Genomic DNA, 17,013 nt, shown 5'->3' with positions numbered 1-17,013 from the left:
AAAAAGGGTCGAAGATATGAAATCACATCTTCGACCCTTTATTTACTATTTTAATTCAGCCACACGCAAACGGTTATTTGCTCTCTCTAAAGCTCTTTCGGCTCTATGAATATCAGTATTGTCGTCATCATTTTCCAAGTGAGACTCTGCTCTTGCTTTGGCTAATTTAGCTCTTTCAACATCAATTTCTCTTGCAGTTTCTGCAGTCTGAACAATGATTGAAACTTTATCTTTTCTAACTTCAACAAAGCCATCGCTTACAGCAATATATTCAGTTCCATCGTGAAATTTCACTTTTACAAAGCCTGTTTTTAAAGCAGCTACAGTTGGAATATGTCCACTCATGACACCTATCTCACCAGCTGTTGTTTGCATAACAACGAGTTCAACATTATCACGATTGTAAACAGAACCATTAGGAGTGACAATATCTAGGTTTAATGTATTCATTATCCATTCCTCCTAATTGTTATACTTCAACACCCATATCTTTAGCTTTTGCAATAACATCATCCATGCTACCAACTAAACGGAAAGCATCTTCTGGAATATGGTCATATTTACCATCTAAGATATCTTTAAAGTTTGCAACTGTTGTCTTAACAGGTACATAAGAACCTTTTTGACCAGTAAATTGTTCCGCTACGTGGAAGTTTTGAGATAAGAAGAATTGAATTCTACGTGCGCGTTCAACTGTTTGTTTATCTTCATCAGATAATTCGTCCATACCTAAGATAGCAATGATATCTTGTAATTCACGGTATTTTTGAAGTGTTGATTGTACATCACGAGCTACTTCATAATGTTCTTGACCTACAATTGATGGTTCCAATGCTCTTGATGTAGACGCTAATGGATCCACGGCTGGATAAATACCCATTTCAGTTAATTTACGTTCTAAGTTTGTAGTTGCATCTAAATGGGCAAACGCTGTCGCTGGAGCTGGGTCAGTATAGTCATCGGCAGGTACGAATACCGCTTGAATAGAAGTAACTGATCCTTTTGTTGTAGACGTAATACGTTCTTGTAATTGTCCCATTTCAGTAGCAAGTGTTGGTTGGTAACCTACTGCAGAAGGCATACGACCTAATAATGCAGATACCTCAGAACCAGCTTGTGTAAATCTGAAAATGTTATCGATGAATAATAATACGTCTTGACCTTGTTCGTCACGGAAATATTCAGCCATTGTTAAACCAGATAATGCAACACGCATACGTGCACCAGGTGGCTCATTCATTTGCCCGAATACCATGGCTGTTTTCTTAATTACACCACTGTCACTCATTTCGAAGTATAAATCGTTACCTTCACGAGTACGTTCACCTACACCGGCGAATACAGAAATACCACCGTGCTCTTGAGCGATGTTGTTAATTAATTCTTGGATTAATACTGTTTTACCTACACCGGCACCACCGAACAATCCGATTTTACCACCTTTAATATAAGGTGCTAGTAAATCTACTACTTTAATACCTGTTTCTAAAATTTGAACTTCTGTTGAAAGTTCATCGAATGCTGGTGCTTGACGATGGATAGGATCGCGGCGAACAGAATCACTAATTTCTTCTTTAAGGTCAATTGTTTCACCTAGTACATTAAATACACGACCTAATGTTTCGTCACCAACAGGTACACTAATTTCTTTGCCTGTATCTTTTACATCCATGCCTCTTTGGACACCATCAGTTGAATCCATCGCAATTGTACGAACAACGTCGTCACCTAATTGCAGCGCAACTTCTAATGTTAGTTGTATTGTACCTTCTTCTTTAGGCACATCAATAACCAAGGCGTTATTAATTTTAGGAACTTCGTTATGTTCAAATCGAACATCAATTACAGGACCCATAACTTGAGTTACACGGCCAATTCCCATGCTATTTTCCTCCTTTAAATATTATTCAAGCGCTGCGGAACCACCAACAATTTCAGTAATTTGTTGCGTAATTTCAGCTTGTCTCGCTCTGTTATATTCTAATGATAAGTCATCAATAAGTTCAGTTGCATTATCAGTGGCATTTTTCATCGCAGTCATACGTGTTGCATGCTCACTTGCTTTTGCGTCTAATATTGTTCCGTAAATCAAACTCTCAACATATTGAGGCAAGATTACACTTAAGATAGATTCTTTATCTGGCTCAAATTCATAAGAAGACAAATGACCATGTCCCTTACTAGAATCCTCTTGAGATAATGGTAATACTTGTCTAGATGTAGGCTTGTTTTCAAGAACGCTGACATAATGACTATAGTATATATTTAATTCATCAATTTCTTCTTCACTGTATAAGTCTATAGCATGGTTAGCTAGTGCTTGAACAGATTTGAAAGAAGGTTGATCAGGTACGTCTACTTGAGAATACTCAATGTCATAACCTCTATTTTTTAGGAAATCAACACCTTGTTGCCCTAAAACTACAATACTGTATTCGCTACTATCTTGATGTTTCGCTTCAATATCAGTAATCAATTTTTTAAGCACGTTTGCACTATATGCACCTGCTAAACCTTTATCACTCGTGATAACTAAATATCCACTTCTAGTAATTTTACGAGGTCTTAGCATTGGATGGTTTGTATTGCTACTTGCCCCTGCAACTGCAGTAATTGCATCTTGCATTTTATCCATATATGGTGTGAATTGTTTTGTATTTTTTTCAGCTCTACGAAGTTTTGAACTTGATACCATGTTCATCGCTTTCGTAATCTGCTTCATTTTTTTGGTTGATTTTATTCGAGTATCTATTTCTTTAAGAGAAGCCACTATCTCACCACCTTATACTAAACTTGTTTATTATTCAGATTTGCTAAAGCTTTTTTTGAATTCGTTAATTGCTGTGTCAAACTTCTCAGCATCTGGTAAGCCACCAGTTTCTCTGATTTCATTTAACAGTTCAGTAGCATTTGATTCTGCCCAGTGGTTTAACTCGTCTTCAAAACGTGTGATATCTACAACTGGAATATCATCTAAATATCCTTTTGTTAATGCATAAATAATCAACACTTGATGTTCAACTGGTAATGGTTTGTTTTGATCTTGTTTTAAGACTTCAACAGTACGTTTACCACGTTCTAATTTACTTGCAGTAAATTCATCAAGGTCTGAACCGAATTGTGCAAATGATTCAAGTTCTCTGTATGACGCTAAGTCAAGACGTAACGTACCAGCAACTTTCTTCATTGCTTTAATTTGTGCAGATCCACCAACACGAGATACAGATTGTCCGGCATTAATCGCTGGTCTTACACCTGAGAAGAATAAATCAGATTGTAAGAAGATTTGTCCATCTGTAATTGAAATAACGTTTGTTGGTACATAAGCTGAAATATCACCAGCTTGTGTTTCGATAATTGGTAATGCAGTAATTGAACCGCCACCTAAGTCATCGTTTAATTTTGCTGCTCTTTCTAATAATCTACTATGTAAGTAGAATACGTCACCTGGGTATGCTTCACGACCTGGAGGTCTACGTAATAATAATGATAACTCACGATAAGCTGCTGCTTGTTTAGTTAAATCATCATAAACGATTAAAACATGTTTACCGTTAAACATGAATTCTTCACCCATTGTTACACCTGAATATGGTGCAATATATAATAATGGAGAAGGTTCAGAAGCTGATGCTGCTACAACAATAGTGTAGTCTAAAGCGCCTGCTTGTCTTAACTTTTCAACATTTGCTCTTACTGTTGAATCTTTTTGACCAATAGCAACATAGATACAAATCGTACCTTGATCTTTTTGGTTCAAAATTGTGTCAATTGCAATTGTTGTTTTACCTGTTTGACGGTCACCGATGATTAACTCACGTTGACCTCTACCAATTGGTACTAAAGCATCAATTGCTTTGATACCTGTTTGTAATGGCTCATCTACTGATTTACGATCCATTACACCAGTAGCTTTTTTCTCTACTGGACGTGTTTTAGTTGTGTTAATCGGTCCTTGTCCATCAATAGGTTGTCCTAATGGATTAACAACTCTTCCGATTAGTTCTTCACCTACTGGTACTTCCATGATACGACCAGTACGTTTAACTTCGTCACCTTCAGTAATACCTGTATATGGTCCTAAAATAACCACACCCACGTTTGACTCTTCAAGGTTTTGGGCTAAACCAAGTACGCCGTTATGGAATTCTACTAGCTCACCAGCCATAACGTCATTTAATCCGTGAATTAATGCAATACCATCACCAATTTGTAATACAGTACCTACATCAGTTACGGACATTTCTGACTCATAATTTTCAATTTGTGAGCGAAGTAATGCACTGATTTCTTCAGCTTTTATGGCCATCTATGTCACTCCTCTTTATAATTAATTAACTCTTCTAAATTTTCTTTGTAATTGGACAAGATCATTTCTAACACTACCATCTAATACAGTTGTGCCGACTTTAACTCTAAATCCACCAATTAAATCTGGATTAATTTTTGTATCTACAATAACTTTAGATAACTTCGTTTGTTGAGTTACTAGTTTGACAATCTTATCTAACTCTTCTTGACTCAATTCATATGTTGACTCAATTGTTGCAAAATCTTGATTGTAGTGTCCGTTATATAAGCTTTGGAACGCCTTGAATACGTCAGCTATTAATGAGATATGTCTATTATCTGCTAAAACGTACATCATATTTTTAATGTATGGATTAATGTCAGTAAATACACCATTAATCAACTCACGACGTTGTTCTGCTGTTTGAGTTGGATTACTGTCAACCATTTTCAATTGCTCAATTTTATCTTTTACTGCTTCATTTATAACTGTTAATTCTTGATTAATAGTTTCTAAATTATTTGTATCTAATGACACGTCAAATAATGCTTTAGCATACTTGTTAGCTACTTTTACCATTATTTATCGCCTGCCTCTTTTAGATACTTGTCAACCAATGCTTTTTGGTCTTGTTCAGAAATTTCTTTTCTAAGAACTTTAGAAGCAATTAACACTGATAGTTCAGATACTTGATTATTAATATCTGCAATGGCACGTTCTTTTTGGCTATTGATTTCACTTTGTGCTGTTTCAATCATACCGTTTGCACGTACGTTTGCTTCATGAATAATTTGTTCTTGCTGTTGACGTGCTTGAACCTTAGCATCTTCTAAAATCTTTTGAACTTCTTCTTGTGTTTCTTTAAGTTTTTGTTTATTTTCTTCTTCAAGTTTCTGTGCATTTAACTTAGCTTGTTCTGCGTCATCGATATCTCTGTTAATATCTCTTTCACGTTTATCCATTACATCTTTCAATGGACCCCATGCGAACTTTTTAAGTAACGCAAGTAACACGATGAAAGTTAGGACCTGTACAATCACAGTACCCCACTCAACGCCTCCAGCTGCACCAAGAACGAATAAGTTAGCTGTTTCAGTCACGGGTTCATGACACTCCTTTCATTAAAATAATCGCTAGTGTTATATAGAAAAAAACGACGAGGTTAGGACCTACTGAATTTATGCGATAGGCATGGTGCGTTCATATCTCAACTATTTAATAAAGTTCAAAGATATTACTATATATGCGTCATGAATTATGTCCTATGCGCTTTGTCCCGACCTCTTTTATCTGTTAATTATCCAGCAAATGTCATGAATGCAATTACTACACCGATGATAGGTAATGCCTCAACTAAACCTACACCAATGAACATGATACCCATTAATTGACCACGTGCTTCTGGTTGACGTGCTACACCTTCAACTGTTCTTGAAACGATTAAACCGTTACCGATACCTGCTCCTAATGCTGATAAACCAATTGCGATTGCTGCTGCGATTAAATTCATAATTTAATTTCCTCCTGTGATTGTATATAATTATTGAAATTTTTTAGTGTTCATCTGCCACTTTATGTGACATATAAACCATCGAAAGCATAATAAAGATATATGCTTGGATTGTTCCTACAAATATTGAAAATGCTTGCCAAACAATTAATCCTGGGATACTTATAATCCAACCCCATGCTGGTTCGTTAAAGAATAAGCCAGCAAGTAATGTTAATAGTATCTCACCTGCAAATATGTTACCGTACAAACGCAGACCAAGCGTTAATGTTGAAGTGAACTCTTCAAAAACATTAATAATTGCCAATGGCCAAAACGGCTGTACATAACCTTTAAGATATTGTTTCGTACCACGCATTTTAGTTCCATAAAAGTGAGTTAACAGTATTATCGTTGTAGACAACGTTAAAGTCACTGTTGCATCAGCTGTTGGTGATTTCCACCACAATGTGTGATCTTTCGTTACTATAGAAAACGGAAGACCTAACATATTAGCTATAAAAATGTACAGAATCAGCGTTACTGCTAAGAAGTGGAATTGACCACCTTTTTTCCAAGCCATGTTACCTTCAATGATTCCCCTCACGAAATCAAAAATCCATTCAACGAAATTTTGTTTGCCAGTTGGTCTTTTTTTCAAATTACGCGTACAAATGATAGCAAGTAGAAAAACAAGAAACGCCGTAACAAGTATCATCAATATACTTGATAAATTGAAAACGATATCAAAACCGAATAAATTCCAACTCACGAGCGGGGATTTGTGATCCATAATCTCACCTCTTTCTTAATTTATTTGCTCACCTTTAGTAAAGGACGTATGATAACTACAACATATGAAATCATTAAACCAATAATTATACCGATTATACTTACATGCGATTTATTAAAGTACCAAATCATACAGGCAATAATTGCAACTAAGTATCGCCACATATTTCCAGTTGAAATATGCATAGTGTCTGGTCTTTTAGCTTTGGCTAAGTAGCTCTCAAATATAACAGTATTGATTGCAGAACCAGTAACACCAATGATTAATCCTAAGATAAATGCATGGTGTGTAAAAAGGTATAATCCTCCCAATATTATTAATAAATACAAATAATATTGAATGAACTGTTTAAAAATGTTGTAGAAACGACTCATTTTATATGCCTCCGTGTGACTGATATCAATCATGAAAACCGTTCCACTCATACAAACTAAATGATAATATAGGCGATTTGTGGTGTCAATTCTATTCAAATTGTTGTAAAAAAATAAGCATGTTCAGACACAATTTAGACACAATTAGACAAAAAGTCTATTTTTCTTAGAAATCGCTTGGTTTTTCAGTGATTAAATTCAAATAATACTTAATATGATTAACTATTCTTTCTGAAGCAAATCCATCACCGTAAGGATTAGATGCTTCAGACATTTGATGATATAATCTCTCATCATCGATTAATTCTTTTGCAGCTTGATACACATTTTGCTTATTTGTTCCAATGACTTTTAATGTGCCAGCTTCAACACCTTCAGGACGTTCTGTAACGCTTCGCAAAACTAAAACTGGCTTATTAAATGATGGCGCTTCTTCCTGAATTCCACCTGAATCTGTCAAAATAAAATAAGATTTTTTAGCAAAATTATGGAAATCTACTACATCCAAAGGTTCAATCAATTCAATTCTGTCATGACTACCTAAAATCTTTTGAGCCACCTCTCGAACTTTCGGGTTTTTATGCATTGGATATACTAGTGCTAAATCAGTATACTCATCTATTAAGCGTCTAACCGCTTTAAATATATTTTCCATGGGTTGCCCGATATTTTCTCGTCGGTGTGCTGTCATAAGAATGAATTTTTTGTCATGATATTTATCCATGATGTTAGATTTATAATTGTCATCAACTGTATATTTCATAGCATCAATCGCTGTATTACCAGTGACAACAACACTTTCTGAATATTTCCCTTCACTTAACAAATGCGATGCAGCATTTTTAGTAGGTGCAAAATGTAAGTCAGCTAATACACCAACTAATTGTCTATTCACCTCTTCTGGAAAAGGTGAATATTTATCATAACTTCTAAGCCCTGCTTCAACGTGTCCAATCGGCACTTGGTTATAAAATGCCGCTAAACCACCTGCAAATGTCGTCATCGTATCACCATGTACAAGTACCATATCTGGTTTTTCTAATTGAATCACTTGTTCTAATTGAGTGATTGATTTAGAAGTTATCTCAGAAAGTGTCTGTCCTGATTTCATAATATTCAAATCGTATTTTGGTTTGATTTCAAAGGTACTTAATACTGAATCAAGCATTTCTCTATGCTGTGCTGTAACAACAACAATTGGCTCGAGCATTTTTTCTTGTTCCAAAGCTTTAACTAAAGGAGCCATCTTTATGGCTTCGGGTCTTGTTCCAAATATGGTCATAATCTTTTTCATCAAACTACTTATCTCCGATTCTTCTATTTAGTACCAAACAATCTATCTCCAGCGTCGCCTAACCCTGGTGTGATATATGCTTTATCATTTAGCTTTTCATCAAGTGCAGCAATATAAATATCTACATCTGGATGTGCTTCATGCATCTTTTCTACGCCTTCTGGTGCTGCAATTAAACACATGAAGCGAATATTTTTAGCGCCACGTTTCTTCAATGAAGTAATAGCTTCAATTGCTGATGCGCCTGTTGCTAACATAGGATCAACAACAATGATTTGTCTTTCAGTAATATCTTGAGGTAACTTAGCAAAATACTCTACAGCCTTTAATGTTTCGGGATCTCGATACAAACCGATATGTCCAACTCTGGCTGCAGGCACTAAACTTAAAATACCATCAGTCATACCTAAACCAGCTCTTAAAATTGGAACGATAGCTAATTTTTTACCAGCTAATCGTTTAGCCGTCATTTTAGTTACAGGCGTTTCAATATCAACATCCTGAAGCTCTAAGTCTCTAGTTACTTCATATGCCATCAACATACCAACTTCGTCTACAAGTTCTCTAAATTCTTTAGTACCTGTATTTACATCTCTAATATAGCTTAGTTTGTGTTGAATTAATGGATGATCGAAAACGTGTACTTTACTCATAAAAATTACTCCTATCTTTGTGTATGTTTATTGATATAGAGGATATTCAGCTGTTAATTTCGCAACGCGTTCTTTAGCTTGTTGTAATTTTTCTTCATCTTTACTATTTTTCAATGCTAAACTGATGATTTTTGCAACTTCCTCAAAAGCTTTTTCATCAAATCCACGCGTTGTTGCAGCAGGTGTACCTAAACGTATACCACTCGTTACAAAAGGTTTTTCTTGATCGAACGGAATGGTATTTTTGTTACATGTGATACCAACTGAATCTAAAGTCTCTTCAGCTTCTTTACCAGTAAGTCCTATAGACCCTTTTACATCAACAGCTACTAAGTGATTATCTGTACCGCCAGAAACAATTCTAAATCCTTCATTAATTAATGCTTCTGCAAGAACTTTTGCGTTTTTAACCACTTGTTGTTGATACGTTTTGAAATTATTTTCTAACGCTTCTCCAAAAGCAACTGCTTTTGCTGCAATAACATGCTCAAGAGGTCCACCTTGAATACCAGGGAAAATTGTTTTATCTATGTCTTTTTTATATTCTTCCTTACATAAAATCATACCACCACGTGGTCCGCGTAATGTTTTGTGTGTTGTAGTTGTTACAAAATCAGCATATTCTACTGGATTTGGATGTAAACCTGCCGCTACTAATCCTGCAATATGTGCCATGTCTACCATTAACTTAGCGTTTACTTCATCTGCGATTTCTTTAAACTTTTTGAAGTCAATTGTTCTTGAATATGCTGATGCTCCTGCCACAATAAGCTTAGGCTTATGCTCTAACGCTAATTTACGAACTTCATCATAATTGATTCGTTCTGTGTCTTTATCTACTCCATATTCAACGAAATTGTAGAATTTACCACTAAAATTAACAGGCGCTCCATGTGTCAAGTGACCACCATGACTCAAATTCATACCTAAAACCGTGTCGCCCATTTCTAATGCAACTAAGTAAACAGCCATGTTCGCTTGCGAACCTGAATGTGGTTGAACATTGACATGTTCAGCTCCAAACAATGCTTTTGCACGATTAATTGCGATGCTTTCAGTAACATCTACAAACTCACAGCCACCATAATATCGGCGTCCTGGATAGCCTTCAGCATACTTATTAGTCAACACTGAACCTTGTGCTTCCATAACCGCTTCCGATACAAAATTTTCCGATGCGATTAACTCTATGTTGCTATTTTGTCTCTGAAATTCTCTCTCGATTGCTTCTGCGATAACTTTATCTTGCTTGGTGATATAAGACATAAAATCTCCCCTTCTTTCAAAAAAACTTATTGGTATTTAGCACGTTCGCCACCAATCTTTTTCGGCCTAGATGTGGCAATAGTTACAATTGCCTGTCCTACTTGCTTTACTGAGGTCCTTACAGGTACACATACATGTTTAATATGCATGCCTATTAATGTTTGACCAATATCAATTCCACAAGGAACAGTAATATGTTCGACCACGATCGGATCCTTCATATGCTGAAAAGCGTATGTTGCCAAACTCCCTCCAGCATGTACATTTGGAACGACGGAAACTTCTTCCATTGTTAATGGATTATACTGAGATTTTTCTATTGTTATCGCTCTGTTGATATGTTCACATCCTTGAAAAGCAAAAGTAACGCCTGTCTCTTTACTCACAACATCTAATGCATTAAAAATAGTTTCTGCAACTTCCATCGAACCGACAGTCCCAATTTTTTCGCCAATGACTTCCGATGTTGAACATCCAATTAAACATATATCTCCTTTGTTAAAAAAGGACATATCTTTTAATTCGTCTAATAACATTGTCAAATCTTTCATAAAAGCCCACCCTTCCTAAAAATAAAAAAGGAATATAGCAAAGTGCTACACTCCTCTATTATAACTTATTTAACTGTTAACATATACTAATTATACAGAATTCCTACTAGCAAATAATATCTTTTAATTTTAAAATTAAACTCACAAGTTCTTCATAGGTATGTACATACATTTCTTTTGTTCCACCGTATGGATCTATAACTTCTCCTGCTTCTTTTACATATTCATGCAATGTGAAAACATGATTTTGCAAACCAAATTGTGCCTCTATTAATTCTTTGTGCGAATACGACATCGTCAAAATAATATCTGCTTTCAAATCTGCTTCAGTAAATTGTTGCGATAAGGTCGTTTCAGCTAAATGATGTTCTTCAACTATGTCTTCAACATAATTCGAAACACCTTGATTGTTCACAGCGAATATACCTCTTGATTCAAATTGATGATTTGGCATAACCTCTTTTGCAATACTTTCCGCTAATGGGCTACGACATGTGTTACCTGTACAAACGAATAAAATCTTCATAGTTCACACCCTTTAACAATGTGATTACCTGCAGCTTTTAACATGCGATTCATAATTGCTTCTGTATTATCATTCAGCTCAAAGCCGTATATATACGCCGCTGAAATATTTTCATTTTCATCAAGTGAATGTAACACATCATAAAGATTATGACTTGCTTGTTTAACATCATTGTCATCCTGACACAATTGAATGAATTGCGCTTCACTTGGTATAAACGCCACCTTATTACTCGGCACAATAAAAGCTATAGAAGACCAATCTTTACCGTCATTTCCAATTTTGCTCTCAATATCTGTAATAATTGTAAGTGGTGTATTGGGTGAGTAATGCTTATACTTCATACCTGGTGCAATTGGCTGTTCAGTATCATTATAATCAGCATGGGTGATACTATTCGGAAGTATATCTGTAATCATTGCTGCTGTTATAGAACCAGGTCTTGCAATTTTATAAGGAAAAGATGTGCAATCTAAAACCGTACTTTCTAATCCTTCTTCACTTTGTTCAGCTTGAACGATACCATCTATACGGCCATTCAAATCTTGATATACATGATTGAAAGTTGTTGGTGAAGGTCTACCACTTAAATTAGCACTTGGAGCAGCTAGAGGTTCATTTATGATTTGTAATAATTGTCTACCTACAGAATGGCTTGGCATTCTAACAGCAACTGATGATAAACCTCCAGAAACTTTTCGACATAGATAGCCTGGCTTTAACGGCAATATAAACGAAATAGGGCCCGGCCAGAATGCCTGCATTAACTTTTCTACGGGTGCATCTAAAATATATGTAAAATCTTTTAATTGATCTTTACTGTGTATATGAACAATAAGCGGATTATCAGATGGACGGCCTTTAGCTTCATATATTTTAGCTACAGCTTCTTCATCTGTCGCATTTGCTGCAAGTCCATAAACTGTTTCAGTTGGTAAACCTATTAAACCACCGTTTAAAACAATGTCTTTTATTTCATTAATTTTAGGATATTGCTGTAAATCTTCATTATATTCTCTAACATCCCAAATTTTAGTATCCAACTTAATCACGCCTTTCTTATTTATCATAATATAAAGCAAAAAGCTATGCACTTAACTAATCATAGCAAAGGCATAACTTCTAATTACCATTTAAATGAGACGATTCGATCGTGGCCATTTATATCTTTAATAATGTCGATTTTTTTGTCAGGAAATTTATTTAAAATTATTGATTTAAGTGCCTCACCTTGATTGTAACCAATTTCAAAAACAACTGGGCTGCCTTTTTCCATAACGTGAGGTAAATCTTCAATGATTGATTCATAAATAGCATATCCATGGTTATCTGCAAACAATGCCTGATGTGGTTCGAATCTCGTAACCGTTGGAGACATCGTAACCATATCTTTTTCATCTATATATGGTGGATTAGATATCAAGCCGTTCAACTTGATACCTTCATTAATTAAGGGCTTTAATGCATCCCCTGTTAAAAATTGTATTTGTGATTGATGCTTCTCAGCATTATTACGAGCCATATTCATTGCTTCAAGTGAAATATCAGTAGCAATAACATTTAAATCCGGCTTTTCACATTTCAAAGTAATTGCAAGTACACCACTACCCGTTCCGATATCTACGATTGTTGCATCATCTTCTAACTGTTGTAAGAAATGCAACATTACTTCTTCGGTTTCAGGTCTTGGTATCAAACAATTTGAGTTTACATCAAACGTTCTACCATAAAATGAGGCAAAGCCAACTATATACTGTATAGGCTCTCCTAATAACATACGTTGTAATGCTAAGTCGAACTTCATAATCATCGCTTTCGGCATATCATCATGCATGTGGACTACAAAGTCCGTACGCGTCCATTGAAATACATCTAACATTAACCATTCAGCTCGTGTTTGTTCAAACCCTTTTTGTTGTGTTAAATGAATTGCTTCATCTAACTTTTCTTTATAATTCACCATTATTAAGTTCTTTCAATTTATCTGTCTGCTCTGATAAAGTCAGTGCATCTATAATTTCTTCTAAATGGCCTTCCATAATTTGCCCTAATTTTTGAAGCGTTAGACCTATACGATGGTCTGTTACACGGCTTTGTGGATAATTATAAGTTCGAATACGTTCTGAACGATCACCAGTACCGACTGCTGATTTACGTTGTGACGCATACTTTTGTTGTTCTTCTTGAACTTTCATATCGTATAAACGTGCTTTTAACACTTTCATTGCTTTTTCACGGTTTTGAATTTGAGACTTCTCAGAAGATGTTGCAATGACACCAGTTGGTAAATGGGTAATACGTACTGCAGAGTCAGTTGTGTTTACGTGCTGACCACCCGCACCACTTGAACGATACGTGTCGATTTTTAAATCTTCATTTCTAATTTCAATTTCTACATCTTCAACTTCTGGTAAAACTGCCACTGTAGCTGTTGAAGTATGAATACGTCCACCTGATTCTGTTTCAGGTACACGTTGAACGCGGTGCGCACCATTTTCAAATTTCAATTTACTATACGCGCCATTACCAGAAACTGAGAAACTAATTTCTTTGTAACCACCATGGTCACTTTCAGACGCTTCTACTATTTCAGTTTTGAATCCTTGTGATTCAGCATACTTTGAATACATACGCATTAAATCACCAGCAAAAATCGCAGCCTCATCACCACCTGCTGCTGCTCTTATTTCTACAATAACGTCTTTGTCATCATTAGGATCTTTAGGAATCAATAATATTTTAAGCTCTTCTTCAAGATTTGGAAGTTCAGCTTTAATACCATTACTCTCCTCTTTTAACATTTCTACTTCTTCTTTATCATCAGTCTCACTTAACATTTCTTCAATATCAGCTAATTCTTCTTTTTTAGCTTTATAGTTACGATAAACATCTACAGTTTTTTGTAAATCAGCTTGCTCTTTAGAATATTTACGTAATTTATCTGAATCATTTACAACATCTGGGTCACTTAACAGTTCATTTAACTGTTCGTATCTTTCTTCTACAATATCTAATTGATCAAACACTTATAATTCCTCCTTATTATTATCACTAGGTGCTACGATATGGTGCGCGCGACAACGTGGCTCATAACTTTCATTGGCACCTACTAAGATAATCGGATCATCGATTTTAGCTGGTTTACCATTTATTAATCGTTGCGTTCTACTAGATGAAGAACCACAAACAGCACAAACTGCTTGAAGTTTCGTTACTTGTTCACTGACAGCCATCAATTTAGGCATTGGTTCGAACGGTTCGCCCCTAAAATCCATATCTAATCCAGCAACAATAACACGGTGTCCATCTGCTGATAGTTTTTCTACTATACTTACAATTTCATCGTCAAAAAATTGCACTTCGTCTATTCCTATAACATCAACATTAGTTAAGTCGTGCGTCATAATTTCACTTGCTTTAGAAATATTAATCGCTTCAATGGCATTACCATTATGAGAGACCACTTTTTCTTTATGATATCGATCATCAATCGCCGGTTTAAATACAACGACTTTTTGTTTAGCGTATATACCCCTTCTTAGACGTCTTATTAGTTCTTCGGATTTACCGCTAAACATACTACCTGTAATACATTCTATCCAACCGGAATGGTAAGTTTCATACATTGAGAGTTCCACCTTTTTCAAAACATAATCGCTTTATTATATCATATTTCAAATATTCATAAATGTCTTTTTCATAATTATATCGATATTGTACATGAACAATTATTTTATAAATTTGTCTTGCATATTTATATACAGCTATTCTAATTTGTTGCTTCTTATTCGTGCGTTGTTTCTACTCAATACAAACTTTAATAAAGGGGAAATTTATCATTATGTATTAACAACATGGTATTGAGTCACTTCTTTGAACACAGTCGTAAGTATATACCCTTACTACGCTTATAAATAAAAAAGCTGTCTACAATTCCATTATAGGATGCAGACAGCTTAACGATTACTATATTAGTTGTTTGATTTAAGACCAAACTTTTTGTTGAAACGTTCCACACGTCCATCCGCAGCAGCGAATTTTTGACGTCCAGTGTAGAATGGATGTGAATCAGATGAAATATCTAAACGAATAACTGGGTATTCTTTTCCATCTTCCCACTCCATCATTTCTGAAGATGTTTTTGTAGAACCGCTTAAGAATTTGAAGTTTGTAGTAGTATCTAAAAAGATTACTTGGTGATACTCAGGATGAATTCCTTGTTTCATTATTTTCAGCTCCTTTGCCCTGAACCATCTGGAACAGAGTTATTTGTGAGTTTTTACCCAATACTGTGTAATTATAAAGGTAATTAATTCAAAACGCAAGCCCCTATATAATGTTTATTAAATTATAGGTCGACCCGTTTTAGTACTTTCTTCTGCAGACTTTTGTAGCTGCTTGAAGAAATCTTCATTATTCTTAGACCTTTTAAGTTTGCGAATAAATCTTTCAGTAAAGTCTGTTGAGTCAGTGAATAGATTTCTTAATTGCCATAATGTGTCTAATTCAGATTTACTTATCAACAATTCTTCTTTACGCGTTGAACTTCTGCCAATATCAATTGCAGGGAAAATACGACGTTCAGACAATTTACGATCTAAATGTAACTCCATGTTACCTGTTCCTTTAAACTCTTCGTAAATCATATCGTCCATACGTGAACCCGTATCAACTAATGCAGTTGCAAGTATTGTTAAACTTCCACCCGCTTCAATATTTCTCGCTGCACCGAAGAATGCTTTTGGTTTGTGTAAAGATGCAGGATCTAAACCACCTGATAATGTACGACCACTTGGTGGAATAACTAAGTTATAAGCGCGTGCTAATCTCGTTATAGAATCCATTAAAATAATGACATCTTCCCCAATTTCTACTAAACGCTTTGCACGTTCAAGTAATAATTCAGCTACTTTAACATGGTGTTCTGGTGGTTCGTCAAACGTTGAATGAACGACTTCAGCAGCTTCTACTGAGCGTTCTAAATCTGTTACCTCTTCAGGACGCTCGCCAACTAACAAAATAAATAGCTTTGCATCTGGTTTGTTCGTACTGATTGCATTCGCTATCTCTTTTAATAACGATGTTTTACCTGCTTTAGGTGGCGCCACTATTAAACCACGTTGACCTAAACCAATCGGTGTTACTAAATCCATGATGCGCGTTGAATAATTTTGTGTTTCTGTCTCTAATTTAATACGCTCATCTGGATAAAGTGGTGTCAAAGCTTGGAAATGCGGACGTTTCTTCACTTCTTCTGCGTTATGGTCATTAACAAAGTCAACTTGTAATAAGCCATAATATTTTTCGTTATCTTTAGGTTTTCTAACTTTCCCAGTTACTTTATCCCCACGTTTAATTTCAAAACGACGAATTTGGCTAGCAGATATATAAATATCTTTTTCCCCTTTAGAATAGTTCACTGTTCTTAAAAAACCATAACCATCTGGTTGTATATCATCTAAGATACCTTCCATATAATAGTTACCATCTTTTTCCATTTGTGCTTCCATAATAGCTAGAACAAGTTCTTTTTTATTTAATTTACTATAGTTCGTCAACTTAAGAGTTTTAGCTTTTTGAGTGAGTTCCTTGGTAGTATAGTTCTTGTACAATTCGTGGAATGATTCATACTGAGGAGATGTACGTTCTCTTTCAGGCATATAGTTTACACCCATTTCATTATTTTTTAGTTAGTAAGTAATAGATAGGCATGACAATGCATAAATAACTGTGCTAGCACAATCCCATTATGCTAATCCCCAACCTTTTAAATACA

General features: G+C 35.2%; 20 protein-coding genes. All 20 read right to left on the bottom strand.

The features are described 5' to 3' along the window. Positions 1-45 precede the first annotated feature (45 nt). The 20 genes from IDG65_RS07480 to rho all read right to left on the bottom strand — a co-directional run bounded on the left by IDG65_RS07480 (position 46) and on the right by rho (position 16,897). Entirely contained in the window at positions 46-450 is a 405-nt protein-coding gene (locus tag IDG65_RS07480) for a F0F1 ATP synthase subunit epsilon (protein WP_001094394.1), read from the bottom strand. Positions 451-469: 19 nt separating this feature from the next. Then, on the bottom strand, positions 470-1,882 hold the full coding sequence (gene atpD, locus IDG65_RS07475; RefSeq protein ID WP_000511135.1) for a F0F1 ATP synthase subunit beta: 1,413 nt from the start codon (positions 1,880-1,882) through the stop codon (positions 470-472). Positions 1,883-1,903: 21 nt separating this feature from the next. Continuing rightward, positions 1,904-2,770 carry an ATP synthase F1 subunit gamma gene (atpG, locus tag IDG65_RS07470; RefSeq protein WP_000157603.1) on the bottom strand — a complete coding sequence of 289 codons (867 nt, stop codon included), beginning with the start codon at positions 2,768-2,770 and terminating at the stop codon, positions 1,904-1,906. A 30-nt stretch (positions 2,771-2,800) separates the two neighbouring features. Continuing rightward, complete coding sequence (gene atpA / locus IDG65_RS07465) at positions 2,801-4,309, bottom strand: F0F1 ATP synthase subunit alpha (protein ID WP_000974881.1); 1,509 nt, start codon at positions 4,307-4,309, stop codon at positions 2,801-2,803. Positions 4,310-4,330: 21 nt separating this feature from the next. Next, complete coding sequence (locus tag IDG65_RS07460; RefSeq protein WP_000241353.1) at positions 4,331-4,870, bottom strand: F0F1 ATP synthase subunit delta; 540 nt, start codon at positions 4,868-4,870, stop codon at positions 4,331-4,333. Continuing rightward, the gene (locus IDG65_RS07455) at positions 4,870-5,391 is read right to left on the bottom strand and encodes a F0F1 ATP synthase subunit B (RefSeq protein ID WP_000140679.1); all 522 of its coding nucleotides are present in this window, start codon (positions 5,389-5,391) and stop codon (positions 4,870-4,872) included. The genes IDG65_RS07460 and IDG65_RS07455 overlap by 1 nt, the downstream gene beginning before the upstream one ends. A gap of 197 nt (positions 5,392-5,588) precedes the next feature. Next, entirely contained in the window at positions 5,589-5,801 is a 213-nt protein-coding gene (gene atpE / locus IDG65_RS07450) for a F0F1 ATP synthase subunit C (protein ID WP_001048816.1), read from the bottom strand. Positions 5,802-5,844: 43 nt separating this feature from the next. Next, positions 5,845-6,573, bottom strand: a complete 729-nt coding sequence (gene atpB, locus IDG65_RS07445; RefSeq protein WP_052997663.1) for a F0F1 ATP synthase subunit A — start codon at positions 6,571-6,573, stop codon at positions 5,845-5,847. 20 nt (positions 6,574-6,593) lie between these two features. Next, complete coding sequence (locus IDG65_RS07440) at positions 6,594-7,046, bottom strand: ATP synthase subunit I (RefSeq protein ID WP_001825751.1); 453 nt, start codon at positions 7,044-7,046, stop codon at positions 6,594-6,596. A 67-nt stretch (positions 7,047-7,113) separates the two neighbouring features. Beyond that, positions 7,114-8,241: a non-hydrolyzing UDP-N-acetylglucosamine 2-epimerase gene (gene wecB, locus IDG65_RS07435; RefSeq protein WP_000723421.1), complete on the bottom strand. Its 1,128-nt coding sequence runs from the start codon at positions 8,239-8,241 to the stop codon at positions 7,114-7,116. Between the two features lie 23 nt (positions 8,242-8,264). Continuing rightward, entirely contained in the window at positions 8,265-8,894 is a 630-nt protein-coding gene (upp, locus tag IDG65_RS07430; protein ID WP_000048712.1) for a uracil phosphoribosyltransferase, read from the bottom strand. A gap of 27 nt (positions 8,895-8,921) precedes the next feature. Then, positions 8,922-10,160: a serine hydroxymethyltransferase gene (gene glyA, locus IDG65_RS07425; RefSeq protein ID WP_000120501.1), complete on the bottom strand. Its 1,239-nt coding sequence runs from the start codon at positions 10,158-10,160 to the stop codon at positions 8,922-8,924. Between the two features lie 26 nt (positions 10,161-10,186). After that, positions 10,187-10,711, bottom strand: a complete 525-nt coding sequence (locus IDG65_RS07420) for a TIGR01440 family protein (protein WP_000654186.1) — start codon at positions 10,709-10,711, stop codon at positions 10,187-10,189. Between the two features lie 106 nt (positions 10,712-10,817). After that, entirely contained in the window at positions 10,818-11,237 is a 420-nt protein-coding gene (locus IDG65_RS07415; protein ID WP_000697331.1) for a low molecular weight protein arginine phosphatase, read from the bottom strand. Beyond that, positions 11,234-12,280, bottom strand: a complete 1,047-nt coding sequence (locus IDG65_RS07410; protein WP_000379886.1) for an L-threonylcarbamoyladenylate synthase — start codon at positions 12,278-12,280, stop codon at positions 11,234-11,236. Before IDG65_RS07410 ends, IDG65_RS07415 begins: the two co-directional genes overlap by 4 nt. Before the next feature lie 83 nt (positions 12,281-12,363). Beyond that, the gene (gene prmC, locus IDG65_RS07405) at positions 12,364-13,200 is read right to left on the bottom strand and encodes a peptide chain release factor N(5)-glutamine methyltransferase (RefSeq protein ID WP_000248735.1); all 837 of its coding nucleotides are present in this window, start codon (positions 13,198-13,200) and stop codon (positions 12,364-12,366) included. Beyond that, entirely contained in the window at positions 13,187-14,263 is a 1,077-nt protein-coding gene (gene prfA / locus IDG65_RS07400) for a peptide chain release factor 1 (protein ID WP_000460242.1), read from the bottom strand. The genes prmC and prfA overlap by 14 nt, the downstream gene beginning before the upstream one ends. Further along, positions 14,264-14,863 (bottom strand): thymidine kinase, encoded by a 600-nt coding sequence (locus IDG65_RS07395; RefSeq protein WP_000273356.1) that lies wholly within the window; start codon positions 14,861-14,863, stop codon positions 14,264-14,266. A gap of 345 nt (positions 14,864-15,208) precedes the next feature. Further along, positions 15,209-15,463, bottom strand: coding sequence for a type B 50S ribosomal protein L31 (locus tag IDG65_RS07390; protein ID WP_000808968.1), 255 nt, complete (start codon positions 15,461-15,463; stop codon positions 15,209-15,211). A 117-nt stretch (positions 15,464-15,580) separates the two neighbouring features. Further along, positions 15,581-16,897: a transcription termination factor Rho gene (rho, locus tag IDG65_RS07385; RefSeq protein ID WP_001115101.1), complete on the bottom strand. Its 1,317-nt coding sequence runs from the start codon at positions 16,895-16,897 to the stop codon at positions 15,581-15,583. Positions 16,898-17,013: the final 116 nt, after the last annotated feature.

It is taken from the genome of Staphylococcus sp. EG-SA-17 (genome assembly GCF_017151845.1).
Classification (GTDB): Bacteria; Bacillota; Bacilli; order Staphylococcales; family Staphylococcaceae; genus Staphylococcus; species Staphylococcus aureus.
This window is presented reverse-complemented; position numbering and strand designations above follow the sequence as displayed.